This is a genomic window from Streptomyces sp. RKAG293, from assembly GCF_023701745.1.
Lineage (GTDB): Bacteria > Actinomycetota > Actinomycetes > Streptomycetales > Streptomycetaceae > Actinacidiphila.
This window is the reverse complement of the sequence record NZ_JAJOZB010000001.1, coordinates 6,231,760-6,256,653: the sequence shown is the minus strand read 5'-3', so window position 1 is coordinate 6,256,653 and position 24,894 is coordinate 6,231,760. Positions and strand designations below refer to the sequence as shown.

Here is a 24,894-nt window from a genome sequence, read left to right as displayed (position 1 = left end):
CGGGATTACCCGCCGGGTCCGGTAGGGCGCCCTCAAACGCCGGGCGGGCTGGTGGTGGCTGAGGCCGTCCCCGAGCCGATCGGTGTCCCGCGCCTGCGGCGGGCGCCCTCAAACGCCGGGCGGGCTGCTGTGGCTGGGCCCGGCCCGTCAGTCCCTGCGCCGTCCGCCGGACGTCAGCTCAGGCCGGCCTTGCGGGCGCGGTCCACCACTGGTCCGATCGCCGCGGCCAGGGCGTCGATCTCGGGCTGGGTGGTGGTGTGGCCGAGGGAGAAGCGGAGGGAGCCGCGGGCCCGGTCGGCGGGCTGGCCCATCGCGATGAGGACGTGGCTGGGCTGGGCGACGCCGGCCGTGCAGGCGGAGCCGGTGGAGCAGGCGATGCCCTGGGCGTCGAGGAGGAGGAGCAGCGAGTCGCCCTCGCAGCCGGGGAACGTGAAGTGCGCGTTGGCCGGCAGCCGGCCAGCCGGCGCCGGGTCGCCGTTGAGCACGGCCTCCGGGACGGCGGCGCGGACCTTCGCCACCAGGTCGTCGCGCAGCGCGCCGACCCCGTGGGCGAACTGCTCGCGCCGCTCGGCGGCGAGCGTGCCGGCCGTCGCGAAGGCGGCGATCGCGGGGATGTCGAGGGTGCCGGAGCGGCTGCGCTCCTGGCCGCCGCCGTGCAGCAGCGGGACGGGCGTGTGCTCGCGGCGCAGGACGAGCGCGCCGACGCCGTAGGGGCCGCCGATCTTGTGGCCGGTCACGGTCATGGCGTCGAGGCCGGAGGCCGCGAAGTCGACCTCGATCTGGCCGAACGCCTGGACCGCGTCCGCGTGCAGCGGGACCCCGTGCTCGTGGGCGACCGCGGCCAGCTCGCGGACCGGCATGATCGTGCCGACCTCGTTGTTGGCCCACATCACGGTCGCGAGGGAGACCGTCCCGGGGTCGCGTTCGATCGCCTCGCGCAGCGCGTCGGCGTGCACCCGGCCGTACGCGTCGACCGGCAGCCACTCGACGCGCGCGCCCTCGTGCTCGACGAGCCAGTCGACGGCGTCCAGGACGGCGTGGTGCTCGACGGGGCTGGCCAGCACCCGTACCCGGCGCGGGTCCTCGGCCCGGCGCGCCCAGTACAGGCCCTTGACGGCGAGGTTGTCGGACTCGGTTCCGCCGCTGGTGAAGACGATCTCACTGGGGCGGGCGCCGAGTGCCTCGGCGAGCGATTCCCGGGACTCCTCGACGGTTCTCCGGGCCCGCCGCCCGGGTGCGTGCAGCGAGGAGGCGTTGCCGGTGACCGTGAGGTGCGCGGTCATCGTCCGCACCGCTTCCGGCAGCATCGGCGTGGTGGCGGCGTGGTCGAGGTAGGCCATGATGACGCCGATTCTACGGTCGCCCGGTCGGCTGTCGGGACAGACCCGGTCGACTGTCAGGACAGAAGGGCCCGCGCGAGCTGGCGGGACTGCGCGACCAGCCGGTCCTCGCTGTCCCAGACCTGGGCGTCCTCCTCCAGGAAGCCGCCGGCCAGGTTGCGGGTGGTGATGGAGACGCGCAGCGGACCCGGCGCGGGGCGGCAGCGGATGTGCACCGTCAGCTCGACGGTCGGGACCCAGCCCTTGATGCCGAGGTCGAAGGCGGTCGGCGGCAGGGCGTCGACGGTGAGCAGCAGCGAGAGCGGGTCGTGGTCGCGGCCGTCGGCGAGGCCGAGCCAGCCGCGCATGTCGCCCTTGCCGGAGGGGGCGCCGACGGCCCAGCCGGCGGTGGCGGGATCGAGCCGCAGGTCGAGGCGCTGGATGATGGCGGTCGAGCCGGCGATGGCGCCGCCGCCCGCGGGCGCCGCGTCGGCGCCGAAGCACTCCTCGTAGGGCGGTACCGGCGGCACGGCGGCGGTGGTGCGCACGTCGTCCGGCAGTGCGTCGAGGTCGCCGTAGGCCGCCATGACCCGCATCCGCTCGACCTCGCGGCCCTCCGCGTCGGTCTGGAAGAGCGACGCCTGGCCGGTGGACAGGGTGCGGCCGGCGCGGACGGTCTCGGTGCGGATCGTCGCCGGGCCGGGCTGGGAGGCGGTGAGGTAGTGCGCGGTGACGGTGAAGGGGTCGGGGTGCGGCAGCGCCTGTTGGAGGGCGCGGCCGATCACGCCGAGCAGGTAGCCGCCGTTGACGGCCTGGATGATGGTCCAGCCCGCCGAGAGGTCGGCGTCGTAGACGCCGGGCTCGCCGGGTCGCGGGACGACCGCCGTGTCCCGGTCGAATTCGCTGTCCCCGATGGTCGCCTGAGCTGCCGCATATGCCATGGGGCGAATGTTACCCGCCAGTAGCGCCGTCTTGTCCAGCTCCGCCGCCCTCTTTCGACCGGCCGCAACACCCTTGACACAGATGGGCCCGCTCCCTAGTTTCCAACCAAGGACATGAATGGCGTTCATATACATGACGGGGTGCACAGTGGGACGACGGGTAGTGGTGTCCGGCGGGGGCACCGGCATCGGGCTCGCGACCGCCGAGGCGTTCGCGGCCGACGGCGACCGGGTCGTCATCATCGGCCGGCGCGCGGAGCTGCTGCGGGAGACGGCGGACAAGCTCAACGCCACCCACGGCGACGGGCTGGTCAGCTGGACCGCCGCCGACCTCAGCGATCCGGAGCAGGTACGGGACGCGGCGCGGTTCGTCGAGGGCGACGGCCCGGTCGACGTGATCGTCACCAACGCGGGCGGCAACGTCGCCTCGTCCTCGGACGGAACGCTGGAGGGGATCGCGGCCGGCTACCGCAGGAACTTCGAGGCCAACGTGCTCACCGCGGTCCTGCTCACCGAGGCGCTGCTGCCGCAGATCCGGCGGCCCGGCGGGCGCATCGTGCACCTGTCGTCGATCGCCGCGCTGCGCGGCCCCGGCTCCTACGGCGGCGCCAAGGCGGCCCTGCACGCCTACACCTTCGAGCTGGCGCAGCGGCTGGGCACCGACGGGGTGACGGCCAACGCGGTGGCACCGGGCTTCGTCGGCGACACCGAGTTCTTCGGCGACCGGGCGACGCCCGACTTCGTCGCGTCGCGGGTCTCCCAGACCCTGACCGGCCAGCCCGGCGCGCCCAGCGAGATCGCGGCGGCCATCCGGTATCTGGCCTCCCCCGGGGCGGCGTACGTCACCGGCCAGATCCTGCACATCAACGGCGGTGCGGCGCTGGGACGGTAGCCAGGACGGGCGCCGGCCTACAGCGCCTGCCGCGCCTCCTCCTCGCTGGTCGCCCTGCTCCTGCGGTGCCAGGCGCGGGGCGCGCGCCAGCCGAAGTACATGGCGCACAGCCGCAGCACGAAGGCGCTGACGACCGCGGCGCCGCTGGTGAACCCGGTGAGCGCGTCGAACTTGATCAGCAGTGCCGCCATGATCGAGCCGACCATGGCGGGGACCGCGTACAGGTCGCGGTCCCAGCGGAGCAGCGACGGCACCTCGTTGGCGAGCAGATCGCGCAGCACCCCGCCGCCCGCCGCCGTGGCCAGCCCCAGGGCGGCGGACGGGACCAGGCCGAGGCCGTAGTCGTGCGCCTTGACGGTGCCGGCCACGCAGAAGAGGCCGAGGCCGGCGGCGTCGAAGACGTTCACGGTGGTGTTGATCCGCTCGACCTCGGGGTGCAGGAAGAACACCAGCGCCGTGGCGAAGAGCGGGGTGCTGAAGTAGCCGAGGTCGCTGAAGGCGGCGGGCGGCACCGCGCCGATCATCAGGTCCCGGAAGATCCCCCCGCCCAGCGCGGTCACCTCGGCGAGCACGGCCATGCCGAACACGTCGTAGTTCTTGCGGACGGCGGCCAGCGCGCCCGAGATCGCGAAGACGAAGATGCCGACGATGTCGAGCGTGTGCTGGACGGAGGGAGAGATGAGTTCCGAGATCACGCCATATGGTCTCTTACGTCAGAGCCGGCTTGCCCTTCGTGGAGAGCCAGGTGCCGAACAGGTCGTCCAGCTGCTGTCCCGACACCTTCTCGGCGAGCGCGATGAACTGGGCCGTGTTCGCGTTGCCGTAGCGGTGCTGCGAGGTCCAGGTCTTGAGGAGCTTGAAGAAGGCGGCGTCGCCGATCTTCTCGCGCAGCATCTCGAGCGTCATCGCGCCGCGGGTGTAGACGGCGTCGGCGAACATCGTGTCGCGCTGCGGGTCGGCGACGTCGATCTGCCAGAAGGCTGCCGTGGCGGGGCGCCCGTTGTACGCGGCGAGGAACGCGTCGTGGGCGGAGCGGGTGCCCCGGTGCTCGGTCCACAGCCACTGGGCGTAGGTCGCGAAGCCCTCGTTGAGCCAGATGTCCTTCCACTGCTCGACGCTGACCGAGTCGCCGAACCACTGGTGGGCCAGTTCATGGACGATCGTGGACTCGCTGCGGACGGCGGAGTAGGCGGGCTTGGACTGCACCTCCAGCGAGAACCCGGCCTCCGGCATGTCGTCGACGATCGCGCCGGTCTCCTCGAAGGGGTAGCGGCCGAAGACCTGCGACCAGTAGTCGGTGGCTTCCGCGGTGACCGCGTAGACGTCCACCGGGCCGTTGGCGAGGACCGGGTCGGTGGCGACGTAGATCGGTATGCCGCCCGGCGTGGTCCCGGTCTTGACGTCGAACTTCCCGATGGTGGCCGTCGCGAGGTAGGTGGCCATCGGCCGGGACTCGCGCCAGGTGGAGACGGTGCGCGAGCCCTTGTCGTACTGGGAGGTCAGCACGCCGTTGGAGACGCCCTTGAGGCCCTTGGGGGCGCTGATCCGGATGTCGAAGGTGGCCTTGTCGGCCGGGTGGTCGCTGCCGGGGAACCAGGTCGAGGCGGCGTTCGGCTCGCAGGCGACGAAGACGCCGTCGGTGGTCTTCATCCAGCCGTAGTTGGACCCGAAGACGATGGGGCCGGTCAGCGGCTCCGGCACTCCGCCGTAGACGACGGTGGTGGTGAACTCCTGCCCCTTGCGCAGCGCGTGCCGCGGGGTGATGACGATCTCGTCGCCGCTGCGGGTGAACCGCGCCGGCTTGCCGTCCACGCTGACCGAGGTGACGGTGAGCTGCTGCAGGTCGAGGTCGAAGGAGGAGAGGTTCTGGTTGGCGCGGGCGGTGACGGCCGCCCGGCCGTCGAGCCGGTCACTGGCCGGGTCGTAGGAGACGTCCAGCCCGTAGTGCCCGACGTCGTAGCCGCCGTTGCCGAGTTGGGGGAAGTACGGGTCCCCGATGCCGGGGGCGCCGGGCTTGGGGCCGTGCGAGGCGGCCGACGCGGGCGCGCCGGAGATCAGACAGGCCGACACGCTGAGGACAGCGAGTGCGGTGCCGAGGAGTCGGGCCGGACGGGAGGGTGCCATGGGGGTCTGCCCTTCGGACGCGAACAGTGACGCGCCGACTCTGCACCCTCCCCCCTCGTCATGACCATGACTTTTCGCTAAGTGGTCATGCACTAAAGGTCAGTTGGCTGATTACCGACCGCCGGGGCGTTCTCCGGGTGGTGGCACGCCACCTCGTGTCCCGTGGCCAGGGCGATCAGCGGCGGCTCCTGCGTGGAGCACACCTCGGTCGCCTTCCAGCACCGGGTGTGGAAGCGGCAGCCGGACGGCGGGTTGATCGGCGACGGCACATCGCCGGTCAGCAGGATCCGCTGCCGGGAGGTACGCCGCTTCGGGTCCGGCACCGGCACCGCGGACAGCAGCGCGTTGGTGTAGGGGTGCATCGGCTGCGCGTAGAGCGCCTCGCGGTCCGCGACCTCGACCACCTTGCCGAGGTACATCACCGCGATCCGGTCCGAGACGTGCCGGATGACGGACAGGTCGTGCGCGATGATCACGTACGTCAGCCCGAGCTCGTTCTGCAGGTCGTCCAGCAGGTTGACCACCTGCGCCTGGATGGAGACGTCCAGCGCCGAGACCGGCTCGTCCGCGACGACCAGCTTCGGCTTGAGGGCGAGCGCCCGCGCGATCCCGATGCGCTGCCGCTGCCCGCCGGAGAACTCGTGCGGATAGCGGTTGTAGTGCTCGGGGTTGAGGCCGACCAGCTCCAGGAGGTTCTGCACCTCCTTCTTCACGCCCGACTCCGTCGCCACCTTCTGGAGCTTGAACGGCGCTCCGACGATGGTGCCGATGGTGTGCCGCGGATTGAGCGAGGAGTAGGGGTCCTGGAAGATCATCTGCACATCGCGGCGCAGCGGTCGCATCTCCCCCACGCTCAGATGGGTGATGTCACGGCCCTGGAACTCGATCTTCCCGCCGGTGGGTTCGAGCAGCCGGGTGATCAGCCGGCCCATGGTGGACTTGCCGCAGCCCGACTCCCCCACCACGCCGAGCGTCTGGCCCGCCGCCACCTGGAGGTCGATCCCGTCGACCGCCTGCACCGCGCCGACCTGCCGGCGCAGCATTCCCTTGGTGATCGGGAAGTGCTTGACCAGGCCGGTGACCCTGAGCAGGGGCTCCGCCCCCGCGGTGGACTGCTGGGGGATCTTCACGTCTTCTTGAGGCACGGCCTGGTCCTTCACAGCTTGGGCGCAATCTCTTCGGTCCAGATCCGGTCCCGGTCCTGCTCGCCGAGGTGGCAGGCCGACCAGTGCCCGGCCGCGGTCTCCCGCAGCTCCGGCACGATCGTTTCGCTGGAACCGCCGTTGAGCCCGGCGTACGGGCAGCGCGGGTGGAAGGCACAGCCGGACGGCACGTTGATCAGGCTGGGCGGGGCGCCCTTGACCGGGTTGAGCCGTTCGGTCCGCTCGCGGTCCATGCGCGGCATGGAGCCCAGCAGGCCCCAGGTGTACGGGTGCTGCGGTTCGGTGAAGACCTTCTCGGCCGTACCGCGCTCGACGCACCGGCCGGCGTACATCACCAGCAGGTCGTCGGCGAGCTCCGCCACCACGCCCAGGTCGTGCGTGATCATGATGACGGCGGAGCCGAACTCCTTCTGCAGGTCCCGGATCAGGTCCAGGATCTGCGCCTGGACGGTGACGTCCAGGGCGGTCGTCGGCTCGTCGGCGATCAGCAGTTCCGGGTTGTTGACCAGCGCCATCGCGATCATCGCGCGCTGGCGCATACCGCCGGAGAACTGGTGCGGATAGTCGGCGATGCGCTGGTGCGGCTCGGGGATGCCGACCCGGTCCAGCATCTCGATCGCCCGTTTGCGGGCGACCTGCTTGCTGACGTCCTGGTGCACCCGGCAGGCCTCGACGATCTGCGCGCCCACCGTGTAGTAGGGGTGCATCGCCGACAGCGGGTCCTGGAAGATCATCGCCATCTTCATGCCGCGCAGCCGCCGGACCCGGTCGGGGTCGGCGCCGATCAGCTCCTCGCCGTCCAGCCACACCTCGCCGGAGATCCTGGCCTTGGCGGTGCGGTGCAGGCCCATGATGCCCAGCGAGGTCACGGACTTGCCGGAGCCGGACTCCCCGACGATGCCGAGCGTCCGGCCGCGCTGGAGATCGAAGCTGATCCCGTCGACCGACCGGACGAGACCGTCGTCGGTATCGAAGTGGATCTTCAGATCGCGTACCGCCAGGAAGGCCTCCGCCGTGTCCGGCCGGGCGGTGAGCACCGGCTCGCCGACCGTGGCCCCCGGGCCGGAGGCCGGCCCGTCCTCCTTGCGCAACGGGTCGCGGTCGCTGTCCTTCCGCAGCGGATCGCTGCCGGCGGTGCTCACGAGTACCTCACCCTGGGGTCGATAGCGGCGTACAGCAGGTCCACCAGGAGACTGCACATGATGATGAAGAAGGCCGCGACCATGGTCACGCCGAGCACGATGGGCAGGTCGTTGTCCCTGATCCCGTCGACGGCGTAGGCGCCGATCCCCTTGAAGGAGAAGACGTTCTCGGTGATGACGGCACCGCCGATCAGCAGGCCGAAGTCCATGCCGAAGATCGTGACGATCGGGGTGAGCGCGGCCCGCAGCCCGTGTTTGGCGACGACCCTGCTCTCCCGCAGCCCCTTGGCCCGCGCGGTGCGGATGTAGTCCTCGCCCATCGTCTCCAGCATCCCGGCGCGGGTGAGCCGCGCGTAGAGGGCGGAGTAGAGGAAGGCCAGGCTGCACCAGGGCAGGACCAGGTTCCAGGCCCACTGGAACGGATCATCGGAGATGGGCACGAACTGGACGTTGTCCCAGATGTGCCAGTTGTACTGGAAGAAGCCCAGCGCGAGCATTCCGGTGAAGAAGGTCGGCAGCGAGACGCCGGCCAGCGCGACACCCATCGACAACCGGTCGAAGACCGAGCCGCGCTTGAGCGCCGACAGCACACCGATCGCCACCCCGGAAACGACCCAGATCACGGCGGCACCGATGGCCAGCGACAGCGTGACCGGAATCCGGGACTTCAGCTCGGGCCACACCTCGATGTGGCTCTTGAAGGAGTAGCCGAAGCAGGGCGCGTGGCAGACCGACGCGTCCGGGCCGAACTTGTAGTTCGCCCCGACGGCGATGGCCTTGATGAAGTGCCAGTACTGCTCGTACAGCGGCAGGTCGAAGCCGAGGTTTCGCTTGACCGCCGCGATGCTCTCGGGGTTGGCGTCCTTGCCGACGTACTGGGTGGCCAACTGGGTGGTGGTTTGCCCGCCGAGGCGCGGCAGAAGGAAGAAGATCGCGAATGTGACCGCGCTGACGACCAGCAGCAGCAGCAAAGCGGCGATCACGCGTCGAATGATGTACGCAGTCACAGCCGTGCGGCGCCGGGTCCGCCGGGCCGGGGGTCACCCGGCCCGGCGGACACCGATGCCTTCACCTGCCTTCCGATTACTTGGAGGAGCTGATCAGCAGGTAGTCGTACATGCCCAGATAGGCCTGCGTGACCGTGACGTTGGTCGCGGACGGCGGCCGGTAGAGCAGGTTCTTGCGGTACAGCAGCGGCACCACGGAAGCGTTCTCCATGGTCAGCTTGTCGATGTCGCCCCATGCCTTGGTGCGGGCCGCGTTGTCCGTGGTGGCGATGGCGTCCGAGAGCGCCTTGTTGATCGCCGGGTCGTTCAGCTCCATCAGGTTGTTGCCGCCCGAGGGCTTGATGGCGGTGCCGTCGATGATCTGGTCGAGGAAGCCGTAGCCGGTCGGCCAGTCGGCGCCCCAGGCCATCATCATCATGCCGAGGCCGTGCGAGTGGACGTAGTCCGGGACACCCGCGAAGTTGGAGAAGTACTTGCCGGCCGGGAAGCTCTTGATGTTGACCGTGATGCCCACGGCCTTCAGCGAGTTCTGGATCGCCGTCGCCGCCGCCATCTCGGAGGCCCGGTCGGAACGCGCCGACAGGTTGGTGGTGAAGCCGCCGGGCTGGCCGCAGGCGGTCAGCGCGGCCTTGGCCTTCGTGGCGTCGCCCTTGTTGCCCGGGGTCGGGTACAGGTCGAACTTGCTGTAGCCGTTGACCGACGGCGGCAGCAGCGTCGTGGCGACGTCACCCTTCACGTTGCCGCCCGCGGCGGTCTGCACCGAGGTCTTGTCGATCGCCCACTGGACCGCCTTGCGGCAGTCCGGGTTGTCGAACGGCTTCACGTTCACGTTGAGCGCCACGTAGGACGTGGCTCCCGCGTAGGAGTTGTCCGTGTTCTTCTTGTTCGCCGCGCTCAGTACCGACGGCTGGCTCGCGGGCTGCACGCCCGCGCCGGCCGCGTCGACCGTGATGGCGCCGGCCAGCAGGTCCTTGTCGATCGTGACGCCGTTCACCTTGAACTTCATCGTGATCTTGTCCGGGAGCGCGGGACGCAGCGGGTCGTTCTCCTTGGTCCACTGCGGGTTGCGCACCAGGACGGCGCTCTTGCCGTCGTCGTAGGACTCGAACTTGTACGGGCCCGTCGACATGATGTGCTTCACGTACTGGGCGCCGGTGTCCTTGGCCGCGGGCACGGGCGCGGTCTGCGAGAACGTCGCCAGGTAGTCGAAGTCCGCGAAGGGCTTGCTCAGGTGGAAGACGATCGTCGAGTCGTCCGGGGTCTCGATGGACGCGAGCCCGTTCGGGTTCTTGTCCTTGTACGGACCCTTGTACGCGTCGCCGCCGACCAGGTACGCCTTGAAGTACGTCGGGCCGTTGGACAGCGCCTCGGGCGCGAAGTTGCTGCGCTCGATCGCGTACTTGACGTCCTTGGAGGTGACCGCCGTGCCGTCCTCGTACTTCACGCCCTTGCGCAGCGTGTAGGTCCAGGTCTTGGCGTCGGCGCTGGCCTTGCCGAGACCGGTGGCGAGGTCGGGGACGATCTGCAGGCCCTCGGCGCCCGCGGCGGGCTTGAAGGTGACCAGCGTGCGGCCGTACAGCCGGGAGAAGTTCTGCACCCAGCCGTAGTACGTGTTCCCCGGGTCGAGCGAGTCGGGCACGTCGGAGTGCTCGTACGAGACCGTCCCACCGGCCTTGTCACTCTTGTTGACGACCTGGGTCAGAGCCGCGTCGGTACCCGCGCTCGTCCCCGTTCCCTTGTCGGTGGTCTTGTCGCTGCTGCTGCAAGCGGACGCTCCCAAGGCCAGAGCCGTGGCAAGCGCCAGCACCGCTGTCGCTTTTCTGCTGTTCATGCCGAGGAAAGCCCCCTCGTTCGGTGGAGATACACAGCCGCGCGCGGAAGGTCGCGCCGCGGGATCACTTGCTGCGGGGATCGAGGGCGTCGCGCAGCCCGTCGCCCAGCAGGTTGAATGCCAGGACCGTGACGAAGATCGCCAGGCCGGGCACGATCATGTATTGCGGATCGGCCTCGTAGAGATCGATCGCGCTGGTGAGCATGCCGCCCCAGGACGATTGCGGCGGGGCGATTCCGACCCCGAGGAAGCTCAGTGCGGCCTCGAAAATGATGTTGGTCGGAATCAGCAGCGTCGAATACACGAGGATCGGCGCCACAAGGTTGGGGAGCAGCTCACGGAAAAGAATGAACGGACCGCGGGCACCCAGGCTGCGGGCGGCTTCCACGAACTCACGTTCACGCAGGCTGAGGGTCTGCCCGCGCACAATTCGGCCCATGTAGGGCCAGTTGAAGAATCCGATGACGAAGATCAGTACGCAGATGCGGAGCGGAAGTCCGTCCAGTCCGAACGCGCCGTCCTGCAGCGAAGCCGAAATGGAGATCGCGAAGAGCAGCAGCGGAAAGGCCAGGAAGGTGTCCATCATCCGGCTGATCAGGCTGTCGACCCAGCCGCCGTAGTAGCCCGCGATGACGCCGAGCACCGTACCGATGACGTTGGACAGGATCGTCGCGCCGGTCGCCACGAGCAGCGACACCCATGATCCCTCGATCACCCGGGCCAGCAGATCGCGGCCGAACTGTGGATCGACCCCGAGCGGGTGTTCCCAACTCATGCCGCCCCAGGCGCCCTTGGGTGCGAGGAGCACCGGGTCCACGAGGTCCTGATGGAACGCGTTCGGGTCCAGGCCGAAGATCGACTCGATCGGCTTCGCCAGCACGGCCAGCAGCACCAGGAGGATCACGACGATGCCGCCGGCCACGGCCACCTTGTCGCGCCGGAAGCGCAGCCAGGCGATCTGGCCGAGGGAACGTCCCTCGATCTGACTCTTCTTGACCCCACTGAGAATGGCTTCGGGCTGCGCCCCGGCCTGTGAAGCAGTGGTCTCGATCGGTGCGGTCATGGTGAAACTGACCCCTCTCGCCGGCGGATAACCGGCGCGCGCCCGCCGCTGTAGCGGCTTTACTCTTCACTCATCAGTCGTGCTGCTGGTGCTGTGCCATGCTCAATTGCAGGGAAAACAGGCGGTGCAGGCGGTGCTGTTGGTGCAGGCGGAGCAGGTGTTCGCCGGGGCCGCGAGCCCCTTGCGGCGAGAGTCTTCATCCAGTCCGCGATCACCCGCCAGACTTCACAACGAATGGATGCGCAACTGTGATCTGGTGAATCATCGTCCGTTATGGGCCCGCGCCGGATGTAACGTCGGCACATGAATGATCGGCTGCATGCGGTGTGCGACCTGATGATCCCCACTGTCCGGGAAATGGCCGGTCTGCACGAGTACGACGGGCGGGTGCAGGATTTGTCACCCGCCGGCGTCCGGCGCGGACTGTCCGCCCTCGCGCACGCGCGGCGCGGGCGCCCGGCCCCGCACGGCGCGCGCGAGCGCCATGACGACGCGCACCTGTCCGTCTTCGAGGAGTCGCTGAAGGTCCAGTACGGCGAGCTGGAGCTGCACCGCCGCGACCCGTACCCGCACCTGTCCAACCTGGAACTGGCCTCCTACGACCGCGAGTACGCCCCGCGGCAGGAGCGGGCCGCCGCCCGGCTCAAGCACCTGGCGCAGTGGCCGGAGGCCGTGGACGCCGCGATCAGCTCGCTCGACCGGGTGAGCGCGCCGGTCGCGGGTGCGCTCCTCGGCGCCGTACGCGGCCTGGCCGCGGGGCTCCACCCGGACCAGGGCCCCGAGGCCGCCGCGGCGCTCCCCGCGCACGAGCGGCTGGTGGCGCACGTGGCCCGGGCCGCGAAGACCGGCGATCCCGACCCGCGGCTCGGCGGCCCCGCGCTGGCCGCCCTGATGGGCAGTCAGGAGGGCCTGCCCGTCGACCTGACGGCGCTGGCGGACGAGGCGGCCCGCGAACGGGACCGGCTGACGGAGCTGCTGACCGAGTCCTGTCGCGCGCTCGACCCGAACCGCGACGTCGACGAGCTGATCGCGGAGCTCCTCGCCGACCACCCGGCGGCCGACGGCGTCATCCCGGAGGCCGCCCGGCTGACCGAGGAGGTCATCGAGTTCACCCGGGCCAAGCGGCTGGTGCCGCATCTGGACGGCGACTGCCTGGTCGGCCCCGCGCCGCCCTCCCGCCGCTGGGCGATGGCGATGATGTCCTGGGCCGCGCCCGGCGAGCCCGACGCCGCATCCTGGTACCACGTCACCCCGCCGGAGCCGGACTGGCCGGAGGCCGAGCGCGAGGAGTGGCTGACCGTGTTCAGCCGCACCAGCCTCCCCTCGATCACCGTCCACGAGGTCTCCCCCGGCCACTTCGCGCACGGGCGCTCACTGCGCCGCGCGCCCACGCCCGTCCGGCGGGTCCTGCACTCGCTGTCCTTCTGCGAGGGCTGGGCGCACTACGTCGAGGAAGTCTGCCTCGAAGAGGGCTTCCGGGCCCGCGACCCGCGGTTCGCCATCGGGGTGGCCCTGGAGGCGCTGGTGCGGGTCACCCGGCTGTCCTGCGCGATCGGTCTGCACACCGGCGCGATGACGGTCGACGAGGCCACCGAGCTGTTCATGCGCGATGCCCATCTGGCCCGCGCCGGCGCCGCCTCCGAGGCCCGCCGCGGTACCTTCGACGCCGCCTACGGGCGCTACACCTGGGGCAAGCTGGAGATCATGCGGCTGCGCGAACGGGCCCGCCGCGACTGGGGGTCCGGCTTCTCGCTGGAACGCTTCCACGGCGCGCTGCTGGACCTCGGCAGCCCGCCGCTCGGCCTCATCGGCGCGGCACTCACCGGCGCGTAGCGAACCCCGTCGACCGGCCCCGTCTCCCCGGCCGGGCGCGCCCTAGCGGGGCGCCTGGCCCTGTGGCCAGCCCTGCTGCGGCCAGCCCCAGGCGGCCGCGGGGGCCGGGCCCGAGGCGGCGTGCGCCTCACGGTCGAAGAAGGGCTGGCCGTTCATCCGCATCCACATCGCGACGGGGTCGTACTCGTCCGCCATGGCGACCGTGGAGACGGCCAGCCCGTCCGGCACTCCGCTGATCGACTGCTGCATCATCAGCCGTACCGCTTCCACCGCCTGCGGCGAGGAGTCGTACATGTCCAGGCCGATCGCGAGATACGGCTCGCCCAGCGCGGGCTGCACCCAGGCGCGGCGCAGCGACCGTACGGCCGGCGTCCGGTGGGCGTGCTGCGAGAGCAGGGCGTAGAACTGCGGGATCTGCAGGGCCGGCTCGCCGATCTGCAGCGGTCCTGCGGGCAGCCGTTCGAGGCCGGTGGCGATCCGGCGCAGATCGAGCCAGGGGATGCCGACGCCGCCGCCGGGGGCGTGCGGATTCAGCCACAGCCCCCAGCGCTCGGGGAACAGCGCGGTGGCGATGTCGCGGCCCTGGACGAGCTCATGGGCCCGGTTCCAGCCGCTGGTGGCGAGCTCCTGGGGGGAGGTGACGGCCGGCGCGTAGCCGTAGCCGTCGATCTCCATGTTCCCGTACTGGGCGTCGGGCGATCCGGGTGCGCCGTGCCACAGCAGCATCCAGACCTGGCCGCCGGCCAGTGACACGAGCAGATCCTCGTAGGCGTCGAATCGTCCGGGCGCCACCTGCCGAAGCATCTGCTCGACGTGGCCGGCTGCCGCCGCACCGCCCTGCGCGCCCGCGATCACGTGGGTCCGCCCCTTCTCTCCGTCACCGGTGTCACCGGGTCCGGCGCACGCCTGTGCACCGCCCGCCATCAAACCAGGTTGTGCGCCCCCGCAGACAGCGCACGGGCTCAGTCCCGTCCGAAGAAGGGCAGGACCCGCTCCAGCATCCAGTCGCCGACGGGGTCCTGGGCGATGTCCAGCAATACCAGCTGCACCGGCAGCGGCAGCGGTACGGCGCCGAGCGCACGGCCCAGCGCGTCCATCGCGGCCGCCCGGTCCTCCTCCTGCCAGCGGTCCAGCTCGACGCCGACGAACAGCTGCGGCGCCGCGCCCTCGACGCTGGCCAGCGCGCGCCGTGCGGAGAGCACCACCGGGGTGACCGCGAACTCGCCCGCGGCGGCGGCGAGGAAGTCGACCGGCTCGTCGTCCGGCTCGGGCTCCCACAGCCGGACGCGGCCGCCGGACGCCGCCCGCGGGTCGCGGTCGGACCGGCAGAGGTCCTGGACGGCGGGGGGCGGCAGCGGGATCCCGGCCGTCCCGCCCGGATTGACGGCGATGCCGACCTCCGGGGGCAGCCCGCGGGCGAACTCGCGGGCCGGTGCGACCGTGCAGGCCATCCCCTGGGCGGCCCGCAGGAACTGCTGCTCGGAACTGAACACCGGTATGTAGAGGGTGCCGTCGATCTCGAAGGACGGCAGGTCCAGGTCCCGGCTGCCGGGCCCGCCGCCGTTGGGCAGCGGCACCCACAGCTGGGAGCGGCCGAGCACTTCGAGGAGCCGGGCGTTCGCGCCCGGGGTGCCGACGCTCGCGGCGAGGACGGCTTCGAGTTCGTTGGCCGGCCATGCGCCGGCCGGGCCGTGGGCACCCCCAGCGGTGGCTGGGGGAGGCGGAAGCTGCGTGTTCACTGCGCTGTGCCTCGCGGGTTTAGAGCCTGCAATGTCTGCTGCGTGCGGCCGGCGACCGCCGTTCCCGACGCCTGCCGCCCTGCCGGAACCCTAGCGGTTACCGGGTTGGCAACTGCCCTGATCCGCTGTAACGGCCACCGGGGACGCCTCGGATCCGGCCCGGCCGCCGCCGAAGACTATCCGCCGCACATCGCCCGCCGCGGGCCGGTCCAGGAGCAGCGCGGAGACACAGCCGTCCGGCCGTCCGCCGGGCCCGGCCAGCGCCACCAGCCGCCGGGCGGCCCTGCGGTGCCGGGCCATGGCGTACCCGGACACCATCCGCCCGCGCGCGAGCTGGCCGGCGCGGGCCGCGTCCTCCGGAACGTCCAGCACCAGCAGGTGCAGCCCCCGGCCGCGGCGCCGGGCGTCCCTGGCGAGCCAGCGCCGTACCCAGGCCAGCGAGCCGCAGTCGTGCACGACGAGGCTGGCGCCGGTGCGCAGCGCCCGGCGCAGCCTCGCGTAGTGGTCGAGCCGCACCAGCGGGCGGTACGCCGCGTACGGCAGCAGGGCCGGCATCAGCGCCTCCCAGTGCACCCGTACGTCCTGCGAGTCGATCCGGCGGACCGCTCCGTCGGAGGTATCCCCCGCGCCGTCCCGCTCGTCGACCGCGCGCCGCATGAGCGTGCTCTTGCCGCTGCCCGGCAGTCCCGACACGACCAGCACGTCCCCCGCCGGGTAGCGCAGCGTCGTCCCGGCCCACCGCTCGTCCCCCTGCACAGCCCCCGCCTCCCCCAGGCCGGCCTGCCGGCCTCGGCCTCGACCGGACCCCGGTGGAACCCGGCCACTGTCAGTAAAGAGAGGGTAATGGCAAGCAAAGGGTTTCCCCAGAGGCCCGGTGGCTTCCGCCGCATGCAATGATGAGCGCCACAACTTGCATACTGGCCGTTCGAGGCCGCGCGGGAGAGTCCCTGCCATCATGAGCAGGGCGCCGAAGGAGCAAGTCCTCCCATGAATCTCTCAGGCACAGTCACCGCGCGGGCGAGGCACATCTGAAAAGCGGTCGGGCCCGTTCACGGTCCGGCCCACCCAAGGTGCAAGCCGGGGCCCCACCAGGCCGCGGTGAACCTCTCAGGTTCCGATGACAGATGGGGAGGCCCCTTCCTTCGGGGTTTCGTCATTCTTTGTCATTGCCATGAGAGTCTCGCCACGCCTGCACCGGGAGCCCGACTGATGAGCCAGCCGCCCACCGACGCCCCGCGCCGTACCGCGCTCGACGCCCTGCATCGTGCGCTCGGCGCGACGATGACCGACTTCGCCGGCTGGGACATGCCGCTGCGCTACGCCAGCGAGCGTGACGAGCACACCGCCGTCCGCACCCGCGCCGGGCTGTTCGACCTCTCGCACATGGGCGAGATCACCGTCACCGGCCCGCAGGCGGGCGAAGCGCTGGACCACGCGCTCGTCGGCCACATCTCGGCCCTCGCGGTCGGCCGGGCCCGCTACACGATGATCTGCGCCGCGGACGGCGGGATCGTGGACGACCTGATCGTCTACCGCCTCGGCGAGGACGAGTACATGGTCGTCGCGAACGCCGGCAACGCCCAGGTCGTCCTGGACGCCGTCACCGAGCGCGCCGCGGCGTTCGACGCCACGGTCCGCGACGACCGTGACGCGTACGCGCTGATCGCCGTCCAGGGCCCCGAGTCCCCCGGCATCATGAAGGGCCTCACCGACGCGGACCTGGACGGGCTCAAGTACTACGCGGGCCTGCCCGGCACCGTCGCGGGCGTCCCCGCGCTGATCGCCCGTACCGGCTACACCGGCGAGGACGGCTTCGAGCTGTTCGTGGCCCCCGAGCACGCCGAGGCGCTGTGGAAGGCGATCACCGAGGCGGGCGCCGGCGTCGGCCTCATCCCGTGCGGCCTGTCCTGCCGCGACACGCTGCGCCTGGAGGCCGGCATGCCGCTCTACGGGCATGAGCTGACCACCGCCACCACGCCGTTCGACGCCGGTCTCGGCCGCGTCGTGAAGTTCGACAAGCCGGGCGACTTCGTCGGGCGCACCGCGCTCACCGCCGCCGCCGAGCGGGCCGCCGAGCAGCCGCCGCGCAAGCTGGTCGGGCTGGTCGCCGAGGGCCGCCGGGTCCCGCGCGCCGGGTACCCGGTCACCGCCGCCGACGGCACCGTGATCGGCGAGGTCACCTCCGGTGCGCCCTCCCCGACCCTCGGACAGCCGATCGCCATCGCCTACGTCGACGCGGCCCACGCCGCGCCCGGCACCGAGGGCGTGGCCGTCGACATCCGTGGCGCTCAAGAGCCGCACAAGGTGGTTGCGCTGCCCTTCTACAAGCGCCAGCGCTGACCGACCCGCCCACCCCTGCGCGAGCACCCCTTCACATCCGGGAGAATTCCGTTATGAGCAACCCCCAGCAGCTGCGCTACAGCAAGGAGCACGAGTGGCTCTCCGCCTCTGAGGCCGGAGTGTCCGCCGTGGGCATCACCTCACACGCCGCCGACGCGCTCGGCGACGTCGTCTTCGTCCAGCTCCCGGAGGTCGGAGCCGTCGTCACCGCCGGCGAGACCTGCGGCGAACTGGAGTCGACCAAGTCGGTCAGCGACCTGTACTCCCCGGTCACCGGCGAGGTCACGGACGTCAACCAGGACGTCGTCGACGACCCCTCCCTCGTCAACTCGGCCCCCTTCGAGGGCGGCTGGCTGTTCAAGGTGAAGACGACGGAGGAGCCCTCGGACCTGCTCTCCGCCGAGGAGTACTCCGCCTTCACCGGCGGCTGATCCCTCCGGACCTCGATCCGGGCCTCAGGTCCGGAGCTCGAAACCGACCTCGACCAGGAAGATCCCATGTCGCTCCTGAACAGCTCCCTTCATGAGTTCGACCCGGACGTCGCCGCCGCCGTCGACGCCGAGCTGCACCGTCAGCAGTCCACCCTCGAAATGATCGCGTCGGAGAACTTCGCGCCTGTCGCCGTCCTGGAGGCCCAGGGCTCGGTCCTCACCAACAAGTACGCCGAGGGCTACCCCGGCCGCCGCTACTACGGCGGCTGCGAGCACGTCGACGTCATCGAGACGCTCGCCATCGAGCGGGTCAAGGCGCTGTTCGGCGCCGAGGCCGCTAACGTGCAGCCGCACTCCGGCGCGCAGGCCAACGCCGCCGCGATGTTCGCGCTGATCAAGCCGGGCGACACCATCCTCGGCCTGGATCTGGCGCACGGTGGGCACCTCACCCACGGCATGAAGATCAACTTCTCCGGCAAGCTCTACAAGGTCGCGGCCTACCACGTCGACGAGAAGACCAGCCTCGTGGACATGGAGGAGGTCGAGCGCCTCGCCAGGGAGCACCGTCCGCAGCTGATCATCGCGGGCTGGTCGGCCTACCCCCGCCAGCTCGACTTCGCCGAGTTCCGCCGGATCGCGGACGAGGTCGGCGCCCTGCTGATGGTCGACATGGCCCACTTCGCGGGCCTCGTCGCGGCCGGGCTGCACCCCTCGCCCGTGCCGTACGCGGACGTGGTCACCACCACGACCCACAAGACCCTGGGCGGCCCGCGCGGTGGCGTGATCCTCTCCAAGGCCGAGTACGCCAAGAAGATCAACTCCGCGGTCTTCCCCGGCCAGCAGGGCGGCCCGCTGGAGCACGTGATCGCGGCCAAGGCGGTGGCCTTCAAGGCCGCGGCCACCGACGAGTTCAAGGACCGCCAGGTCCGCACCCTCGAAGGCGCCAAGATCCTCGCCGACCGGCTGGTCCAGCCCGACCTGACCGAGGTCGGCGTCTCGGTGCTGTCCGGCGGCACCGACGTCCACCTGGTCCTGGTCGACCTGCGCAGCAGCGAACTCGACGGGCAGCAGGCCGAGGACCGGCTCCACCAGGTCGGCATCACGGTCAACCGCAACGCCATCCCGAACGACCCGCGTCCCCCGATGGTCACCTCGGGCCTGCGGATCGGCACCCCGGCGCTGGCCACCCGCGGCTTCGGCACCGAGGACTTCACCGAGGTCGCCGACATCATCGCCGAGGTCCTGAAGCCGGACTTCGACGAGGACCTGGCCAAGAGCCTGTCCGCCCGCGTCTCCGCACTGGCGGCGAAGCACCCGCTGTACCCCGGACTGTAATCGGACCGTCGTACGCGTCAGGTCGGGGCACCGCGCACACTGGAAGGTGAGCCGGTGCCCCGCACCATGTCTCCCGCACCACCTGTCCCGCGCACCACCCGGCAGACAACGGCGTCTGCGCAACCAAGGAGTTTCTCGTGGCCATCTCGGTCTTCGACCTGTTCTCGATCGGTATCGGCCCGTCCAGCTCGCACACCGTCGGCCCCATGCGGGCCGCCGGGATCTTCGCCCACCGGCTCAAGAACGAGGGCCTGCTCGCCCACACCGCCGCCGTCCGCGCCGAGCTCTTCGGCTCGCTGGGCGCCACCGGCCACGGCCACGGCACGCCGAAGGCGGTCCTGCTGGGCCTGGAGGGCCACTCGCCCCGCACGGTCGACGTCGAGACCGCCGACGCCGAGGTGGAGCGGATCCGCACCAGCGGCCGCCTCAACCTGCTCGGCGCCCACGAGATCCCCTTCGACGCCTCGTCCCAGCTGATCCTGCACCGCCGCCGCTCGCTGCCGTACCACGCCAACGGCATGACGCTCTTCGCCTACGACGCGGACGGCGCGCCCCTCCTGGAGAAGACGTACTACTCGGTCGGCGGCGGCTTCGTCGTCGACGAGGACGCGGTCGGCCAGGACCGGATCAAGCTCGACGACACCGTGCTGCGCCACCCGTTCCGCACCGGCGACGAGCTGCTGCGGCTGTCCCGCGACACCGGCCTGTCGATCGCCGCCCTGATGCTGGAGAACGAGAAGGCCTGGCGCAGCGAGACCGAGATCCGTACCGGGCTGCTGGAGATCTGGGGCGTCATGCAGGCGTGCGTCTCGCGCGGCATGTCCCGCGAGGGCATACTCCCCGGCGGCCTCAAGGTCCGCCGCCGCGCGGCCAACTCGGCCCGCCAGCTGCGCGCCGAGGGCAACCCGGCCGCTCTGGCGATGGAGTGGGTCACCCTCTACGCCATGGCCGTGAACGAGGAGAACGCCGCGGGCGGCCGCGTCGTCACCGCGCCCACCAACGGCGCGGCCGGCATCATCCCGGCCGTTCTGCACTACTACATGAACTTCGTGCCCGGCGCGGACGAGGAGGGCGTCGTCCGCTTCCTGCTCGCCGCCGGCGCCATCGGCATGCTCTTCAAGGAGAACGCCTCCATCTCCGGCGCCGAGGTCGGCTGCCAGGGCGAGGTCGGCTCCGCCTGCTCGATGGCGGCCGGCGCCCTCGCCGAGGTGCTGGGCGGCTCCCCCGAGCAGGTCGAGAACGCGGCCGAGATCGGCATGGAGCACAACCTCGGCCTCACCTGCGACCCGGTCGGCGGCCTGGTCCAGATCCCGTGCATCGAGCGCAACGGCATGGCCGCGGTGAAGGCCATCACGGCCGCCAAGATGGCGATGCGCGGCGACGGCCGGCACCACGTGTCTCTCGACAAGGTCATCAAGACCATGAAGGAGACCGGTGCCGACATGAAGGTCAAGTACAAGGAGACGGCGCGCGGGGGCCTGGCGGTCAACGTCATCGAGTGCTGAGAAACCACATCTGATCAGTGGTTTCGGTTCTTTCAGCTCTGTCACGGCCTTCCCCGTCTGCACGGCGGATCGTCCCTGAAAAGCCCCTGTGACAGAGCTGAAAGTCCCTGAGAAGTCCCTGGGAGATCCCTGGCGGATTGGTACCTGACCAGGCTGTTCGAGCTCCACCTCCGACAGCCCCAGTCCCTCGGGAACGAGGGTCTGGCGGTCCCGGACGCCCATCACAGCCGCTCAGGGCAGCCGGAAGAGCGGCCACCCAGGCTCCATCGCCAGCCTCTCGGCGCCTGTGGGGAGGCCATTGGCGACCTTGAAGGATGGGCCGTGGTCTGCAGGGTGGCGCCCAAAATCACCCGACCCCAATAACAAGACTTTTGTTAATGTGGCGTCATGACCACCTCGCCGGCTCCCGGAGAAGGACCCGTCCGCCCGGTCTCCGTCTCGCTCCATGAAGGCACCATCGCGGCCCTCAAAGCGCGCACCGGCAACCGGGGCATGTCCGCGTACGTCGAGGCCCTCATCCAGCGCCAGCTGGAACGGGACCGGCTGCGCGAGCTCATCGAGGACGCGGAAGCCGAGCACGGCCCGGTCGACCAGGCCGCGGTCGAGGCCAAGCGCGCGCTGCTGCGCGGCAACCCGGCCGGCTCGGCGGACGCCGCGTGAGCGGGACCCTCGTCCTGGACTGCGAGGGTCTGTCCAAGCTCGTACGACGCACCCCGGAACTCACCGAATGGCTGGCCGCGGCCGAGGCCGAGGACATCCGCGTCGTCACCAGTTCCGTCACGCTCGTCGAAGCCCGCGACCCGAGGACCAACCAGGCCCGCTTCGACCACGCCGTGTCACGCGTGAACATCGTCCCGCCCACGGAAGCCATCGCCCGCCACGCGAGCAAACTGCTCGCCTCGGCGGGGCTGCACGGCCACCAGTACGCACTCGACGCCATCGTGGCCGCCACCGCACTCGCTTCGCCCGCCCCCGCGACCGTCCTGACGTCGGACCCCGAGGATCTCCTGATGTTGTGCGGCCCCGGTATCCGAGTGATCAAGATCTGACCCCCTGGCGGTCAACGTCATCGCGTGCTGAGCCGCTCACACTCCGTGCCGGACGGAAAGTACATGTGTTAGCGTTGGTACATGTCGATGAAGAGGACCAACGTCTACGCCGACCCCGAGGACCTCACCCTCATCAAGGAAGCCGCCCAGCGCCGTGGCATTCCCGAAGCGGAGATCATTCGCGAGGGCATCCACCTCGCTGCCATGGCGAACCGGATCTGGGACGAGCCCCTCGAGTGGCCCACGTTCGACGGGAACGGTGAGACGGCCACCGGCGAGGAGGTCGCTTCGGCGGTCATCGAGGGAGCCACCCCCCGGTGATCGTCATCGCCGGCACGTCCGGCATCATCGCGGCCTCCGACCGGAAGGCAGCCGAAGCCGGCGCCTGCCAGAACGTGCTGCGCGACGCCGGAACGGTGATCGTCTCTCCGCTGGTGCTCGCGGAGGTCGACCATCTGGCCAAGGCCCGGTTCGGCTCCGCGGCGCGGGCCACCATCATCGCGTTCATCCTCACGCAGGTCCGCAGTACGCGCTTCCAGATGCCGCAGATCACCACCGGCATCCTGGACACGGCGCAAGCCGTCCAACGGCGTTACGCCGACCTGGACCTGGAGCTTGCGGACGCGGTGAACGTGGCTCTGGCCGCCGAGTACCGCAGCGATGCCGTACTCACCCTGGACCGCCGTGATCTCCGCGCGGTGCGGCCCCTGACTCCGCACCACGCGTTCCGCTTGTTGCCGGACGATCTGTAGGGGCGATGGGCGAGGCTCACCGGGGCATGGGTTCAGGCCGTCACCGGCGGGCGCGGGGTCAGCCGGAAGGCGGCGAGCGCGGACACGCTCAGGCCGGCGATGACCAGGGCCATCGGGACCGAGGTGTCGGAGCCGCCGAGGCCGGCCATCGGGGCGGCGAGGCCGCCGAGGGCGAACTGGGCCAGCCCCATGAGGGCGGAGGCGGTGCCCGCCATCCGCGGCGGGCGGCCGGACAGCGCGAGGGCCATCGAGTTCGGCAGGATGAGCCCGATCGGCGCGACCACCAGGAACAGGCCGGGCAGCAGCGTCCAGAGCCCGGCGGCCAGGGAGCTCACCACCGTGAGACTGCCGACGGCGGCGATGGTCAGGCCGATGCCGAGCAGCCGGCGGGAGCCGTGCCGGTCCAGCAGCCGGGCGCCGACGCGGCCGGCGATGACGATGCCCGCGCCGTTCGCCGCGAAGATGCCGGCGAACGCCAGCTGCGGCAGGTCGTAGACCTCCTGGATCACGAACGGCGATCCGGAGATGTACGTGAACATCGCGGCGAAGGCCAGCCCGCCGGTGAGCATGTAGCCCGCGAAGGCCCGGTCGGCGGCCAGCTTGCCGAACGTCACGAGGACGGCCTTCGGCCCGTCGCCGCGCCGGTCCTCGGGGGCCAGCGTCTCGGGCATGCCGCGGTACACGACGACGACCAGCACCGCGCCGAGCCCGGTGATGACCGCGAACAGCCCGCGCCAGGGCATGACCTGGAGCAGCGCCCCGCCGGCCAGCGGCGCCACGATCGGCGCGAGCGCGCTGACCTGGACGAGACTGGCGAAGAAGCGGGCCGCCGCGGCCCCTTCGTTCCGGTCCCGGACCACGGCGCGGGCGATCACGATCGCGGTGCCGCCGGAGGCGCCCTGGAGCAGCCGGAACGCGATCAGGAACCAGACGTTCGGCGCGATGACGCACAGCAGCGACGCCACGGTGTAGCCGATGACGCCGCCGAGCAGCAGCCGGCGCCGTCCCAGCAGGTCGCTGGCCGGGCCGGCCACCGCCTGGCCGAGCGCGAGTCCGACCAGACAGGCGGTGAGGGTGAGCTGGATCAGTGAGGCGCCGCCGCCGAGGTCCTTGCCGAGCTCGGGCAGCGCCGGGAGGTACATGTCGATCGACAGCGGGCCGAGCGCGGACAGCCCGGCCAGAGTCGCCACAAGAGTGAACGGGGGTTTCTCGGCACGGACTTGTGCGGTCTTCGTCACGCTGTTCCCTTCCGGGGGACGGGGGTCGGGCGGTCCTGCCGGGGCCGTCGTGAGGACGGCCCCGGCCGGACCGCCCGGTCAACTCAGTGTCGTTCAGGCCCCGATGAGGGTGACCGGGTCACCGAACCTCATCAGATCGCGGTACAGCTCCGCCCGGGAATGCCGCATCGTGCGCAGCACGCCGACCGCGCTCTCGGCCGACGCCTCGCCCTGGACGATCGAGCGGTCGTCACCGACCAGGCCGGCCGTCACGCTGATGTGCCGCTCGATGTCCTGCAGATCGGCCTCGAGCAGCGCGTCGCGGGCGAGCGCCAGTTCGGGGTCGGTCGCCGCCAGTTCGGCGAAGGGCTGCGCGGAGACCTTGACGAGGTTCCGCATCGCCTTCCGGAACGCCTTGTGCTCGGGCTGCGTCCGGCCGGTGAGTGCCACCGGCACGGCCGGCGGCTGCATGGTCGGCCGGACCTTCGCGTCGTAGCACGGAGCCGACATGTCCCCGGAGTGGATCATGGCCGCGGTGAACCCGCGGACATAGGCGATGGACTCCTGGAGGGCGTCGAAGGCCGCGTCGCGGTCCCCGTCCGCCAGCGCGGTAATCGCCCGGGAGACGGCGTCGGCCGCCGCGAGGTTGAGCACGAAGTAGAAGTGGTGGGTGATGACCCACCGCGTCAGCTCGTCGTTGCCCGGAACGTACGGGCTCTGACCCCCGGCGGGGGTCCCGCCCGAGGGCGCCGCGGCGCCGTCGCGCGGCACCAGGCCTTCCAGGATCTTGGCCATGGCGTGGACCTCGTAGGCCTGATCGTTCAGATCCAGCCGCGCGACACGCAGATCGCGCAGCGTCCGCGCGATGATCGTCGTCACTTCCGAGACGAGCCGGGCGTCGTCGACCGGCGCCGTACGGACCCCGAAGTACTCGTGGTTGGGAACGATCGGCTTCAGCGCCGCGGCGTCCATCGGGACGACCATGGCCTCGACGGCGAGCCGGTCGGTCTCCTCCACCGCCGCGTCCATCGCCTTGCGGACCGCGTCACCGGCTCCCGCCGGGTTGAGCAGTTCGCCGTGCAGGCGCATCAGCGCGTCGGTCGCCGTGGTGAGGGCGGTACCGACCGGTGCGGCGGGGCGGGTGCGGCCGCGCACCGTGTTGTTCTCGGGAAGGACGACGATCGGGATGTCGGGACAGGCAGCAGACATGT

At 70.9% G+C, this 24,894-nt stretch carries 25 protein-coding genes and 1 riboswitch; of the genes, 11 read left to right on the top strand and 14 right to left on the bottom strand.

Features of this window, described 5'->3' with window-relative positions:
- Positions 1-173: 173 nt before the first annotated feature.
- Together LNW72_RS27850 and LNW72_RS27845 are read right to left on the bottom strand one after the other, a co-directional pair.
- Positions 174-1,340, bottom strand: a complete 1,167-nt coding sequence (locus LNW72_RS27850) for a cysteine desulfurase family protein (RefSeq protein ID WP_250977863.1) — start codon at positions 1,338-1,340, stop codon at positions 174-176.
- A 56-nt stretch (positions 1,341-1,396) separates the two neighbouring features.
- Entirely contained in the window at positions 1,397-2,260 is an 864-nt protein-coding gene (locus LNW72_RS27845) for a thioesterase family protein (RefSeq protein ID WP_250977862.1), read from the bottom strand.
- A gap of 148 nt (positions 2,261-2,408) precedes the next feature.
- On the opposite strand from LNW72_RS27845, the gene LNW72_RS27840 reads away from it, so the two are divergent.
- On the top strand, positions 2,409-3,152 hold the full coding sequence (locus LNW72_RS27840; protein WP_250977861.1) for an SDR family NAD(P)-dependent oxidoreductase: 744 nt from the start codon (positions 2,409-2,411) through the stop codon (positions 3,150-3,152).
- Positions 3,153-3,169: 17 nt separating this feature from the next.
- Here LNW72_RS27840 and LNW72_RS27835 read toward each other — a convergent pair whose 3' ends face one another.
- The 7 genes from LNW72_RS27835 to LNW72_RS27805 all read right to left on the bottom strand — a co-directional run bounded on the left by LNW72_RS27835 (position 3,170) and on the right by LNW72_RS27805 (position 11,482).
- Positions 3,170-3,847: a trimeric intracellular cation channel family protein gene (locus tag LNW72_RS27835; RefSeq protein ID WP_250977860.1), complete on the bottom strand. Its 678-nt coding sequence runs from the start codon at positions 3,845-3,847 to the stop codon at positions 3,170-3,172.
- A 13-nt stretch (positions 3,848-3,860) separates the two neighbouring features.
- Entirely contained in the window at positions 3,861-5,276 is a 1,416-nt protein-coding gene (locus LNW72_RS27830; protein WP_250977859.1) for a M1 family metallopeptidase, read from the bottom strand.
- Positions 5,277-5,368: 92 nt separating this feature from the next.
- Positions 5,369-6,421 (bottom strand): dipeptide ABC transporter ATP-binding protein, encoded by a 1,053-nt coding sequence (locus LNW72_RS27825; protein ID WP_250977858.1) that lies wholly within the window; start codon positions 6,419-6,421, stop codon positions 5,369-5,371.
- Between the two features lie 11 nt (positions 6,422-6,432).
- Positions 6,433-7,476 (bottom strand): ABC transporter ATP-binding protein, encoded by a 1,044-nt coding sequence (locus LNW72_RS27820; protein ID WP_250980340.1) that lies wholly within the window; start codon positions 7,474-7,476, stop codon positions 6,433-6,435.
- Between the two features lie 101 nt (positions 7,477-7,577).
- Positions 7,578-8,588, bottom strand: coding sequence for an ABC transporter permease (locus LNW72_RS27815; RefSeq protein WP_250977857.1), 1,011 nt, complete (start codon positions 8,586-8,588; stop codon positions 7,578-7,580).
- Between the two features lie 76 nt (positions 8,589-8,664).
- Entirely contained in the window at positions 8,665-10,419 is a 1,755-nt protein-coding gene (locus tag LNW72_RS27810) for an ABC transporter substrate-binding protein (protein ID WP_250977856.1), read from the bottom strand.
- Between the two features lie 64 nt (positions 10,420-10,483).
- Positions 10,484-11,482: an ABC transporter permease gene (locus LNW72_RS27805; protein ID WP_250977855.1), complete on the bottom strand. Its 999-nt coding sequence runs from the start codon at positions 11,480-11,482 to the stop codon at positions 10,484-10,486.
- A 79-nt stretch (positions 11,483-11,561) separates the two neighbouring features.
- Here LNW72_RS27805 and LNW72_RS27800 point away from each other — a divergent pair, with 79 nt between their 5' ends.
- Both LNW72_RS27800 and LNW72_RS27795 read left to right on the top strand, forming a co-directional pair.
- Entirely contained in the window at positions 11,562-11,789 is a 228-nt protein-coding gene (locus LNW72_RS27800; RefSeq protein WP_250977854.1) for a hypothetical protein, read from the top strand.
- Positions 11,786-13,315 (top strand): DUF885 family protein, encoded by a 1,530-nt coding sequence (locus LNW72_RS27795; RefSeq protein WP_250977853.1) that lies wholly within the window; start codon positions 11,786-11,788, stop codon positions 13,313-13,315. The genes LNW72_RS27800 and LNW72_RS27795 overlap by 4 nt, the downstream gene beginning before the upstream one ends.
- Positions 13,316-13,357: 42 nt before the next feature.
- Here the strand turns inward: LNW72_RS27795 and LNW72_RS27790 are convergent, their stop codons facing one another.
- From LNW72_RS27790 to LNW72_RS27780, 3 genes are all read right to left on the bottom strand, one after another.
- Complete coding sequence (locus LNW72_RS27790) at positions 13,358-14,119, bottom strand: enhanced serine sensitivity protein SseB C-terminal domain-containing protein (RefSeq protein ID WP_250980339.1); 762 nt, start codon at positions 14,117-14,119, stop codon at positions 13,358-13,360.
- Between the two features lie 158 nt (positions 14,120-14,277).
- Positions 14,278-15,054, bottom strand: coding sequence for an enhanced serine sensitivity protein SseB (locus tag LNW72_RS27785; protein WP_250977852.1), 777 nt, complete (start codon positions 15,052-15,054; stop codon positions 14,278-14,280).
- 90 nt (positions 15,055-15,144) lie between these two features.
- Positions 15,145-15,810 (bottom strand): ATP-binding protein, encoded by a 666-nt coding sequence (locus tag LNW72_RS27780; RefSeq protein ID WP_250977851.1) that lies wholly within the window; start codon positions 15,808-15,810, stop codon positions 15,145-15,147.
- Positions 15,811-15,980: 170 nt separating this feature from the next.
- Positions 15,981-16,076, top strand: a riboswitch (glycine riboswitch).
- A 187-nt stretch (positions 16,077-16,263) separates the two neighbouring features.
- On the opposite strand from LNW72_RS27780, the gene gcvT reads away from it, so the two are divergent.
- From gcvT to LNW72_RS27740, 8 genes are all read left to right on the top strand, one after another.
- On the top strand, positions 16,264-17,394 hold the full coding sequence (gene gcvT / locus LNW72_RS27775) for a glycine cleavage system aminomethyltransferase GcvT (protein ID WP_250977850.1): 1,131 nt from the start codon (positions 16,264-16,266) through the stop codon (positions 17,392-17,394).
- 53 nt (positions 17,395-17,447) lie between these two features.
- On the top strand, positions 17,448-17,825 hold the full coding sequence (gene gcvH / locus LNW72_RS27770) for a glycine cleavage system protein GcvH (RefSeq protein ID WP_138354913.1): 378 nt from the start codon (positions 17,448-17,450) through the stop codon (positions 17,823-17,825).
- A gap of 66 nt (positions 17,826-17,891) precedes the next feature.
- Positions 17,892-19,160 carry a serine hydroxymethyltransferase gene (glyA, locus tag LNW72_RS27765; protein ID WP_138354912.1) on the top strand — a complete coding sequence of 423 codons (1,269 nt, stop codon included), beginning with the start codon at positions 17,892-17,894 and terminating at the stop codon, positions 19,158-19,160.
- Positions 19,161-19,297: 137 nt separating this feature from the next.
- Entirely contained in the window at positions 19,298-20,665 is a 1,368-nt protein-coding gene (locus LNW72_RS27760) for an L-serine ammonia-lyase (protein WP_250977849.1), read from the top strand.
- A gap of 387 nt (positions 20,666-21,052) precedes the next feature.
- Entirely contained in the window at positions 21,053-21,325 is a 273-nt protein-coding gene (locus LNW72_RS27755) for a hypothetical protein (protein WP_250977848.1), read from the top strand.
- Positions 21,322-21,714, top strand: a complete 393-nt coding sequence (locus LNW72_RS27750) for a PIN domain-containing protein (RefSeq protein ID WP_250977847.1) — start codon at positions 21,322-21,324, stop codon at positions 21,712-21,714. The genes LNW72_RS27755 and LNW72_RS27750 overlap by 4 nt, the downstream gene beginning before the upstream one ends.
- An 81-nt stretch (positions 21,715-21,795) precedes the next feature.
- The gene (locus LNW72_RS27745) at positions 21,796-22,035 is read left to right on the top strand and encodes a CopG family transcriptional regulator (protein WP_250977846.1); all 240 of its coding nucleotides are present in this window, start codon (positions 21,796-21,798) and stop codon (positions 22,033-22,035) included.
- On the top strand, positions 22,032-22,466 hold the full coding sequence (locus LNW72_RS27740) for a PIN domain-containing protein (protein ID WP_250977845.1): 435 nt from the start codon (positions 22,032-22,034) through the stop codon (positions 22,464-22,466). Before LNW72_RS27745 ends, LNW72_RS27740 begins: the two co-directional genes overlap by 4 nt.
- 32 nt (positions 22,467-22,498) lie before the next feature.
- Here LNW72_RS27740 and LNW72_RS27735 read toward each other — a convergent pair whose 3' ends face one another.
- Together LNW72_RS27735 and LNW72_RS27730 are read right to left on the bottom strand one after the other, a co-directional pair.
- Positions 22,499-23,704 (bottom strand): multidrug effflux MFS transporter, encoded by a 1,206-nt coding sequence (locus tag LNW72_RS27735; protein ID WP_250977844.1) that lies wholly within the window; start codon positions 23,702-23,704, stop codon positions 22,499-22,501.
- A 93-nt stretch (positions 23,705-23,797) separates the two neighbouring features.
- Positions 23,798-24,892, bottom strand: a complete 1,095-nt coding sequence (locus LNW72_RS27730) for a hypothetical protein (RefSeq protein ID WP_250977843.1) — start codon at positions 24,890-24,892, stop codon at positions 23,798-23,800.
- Between the last annotated feature and the right edge of the window lie 2 nt (positions 24,893-24,894).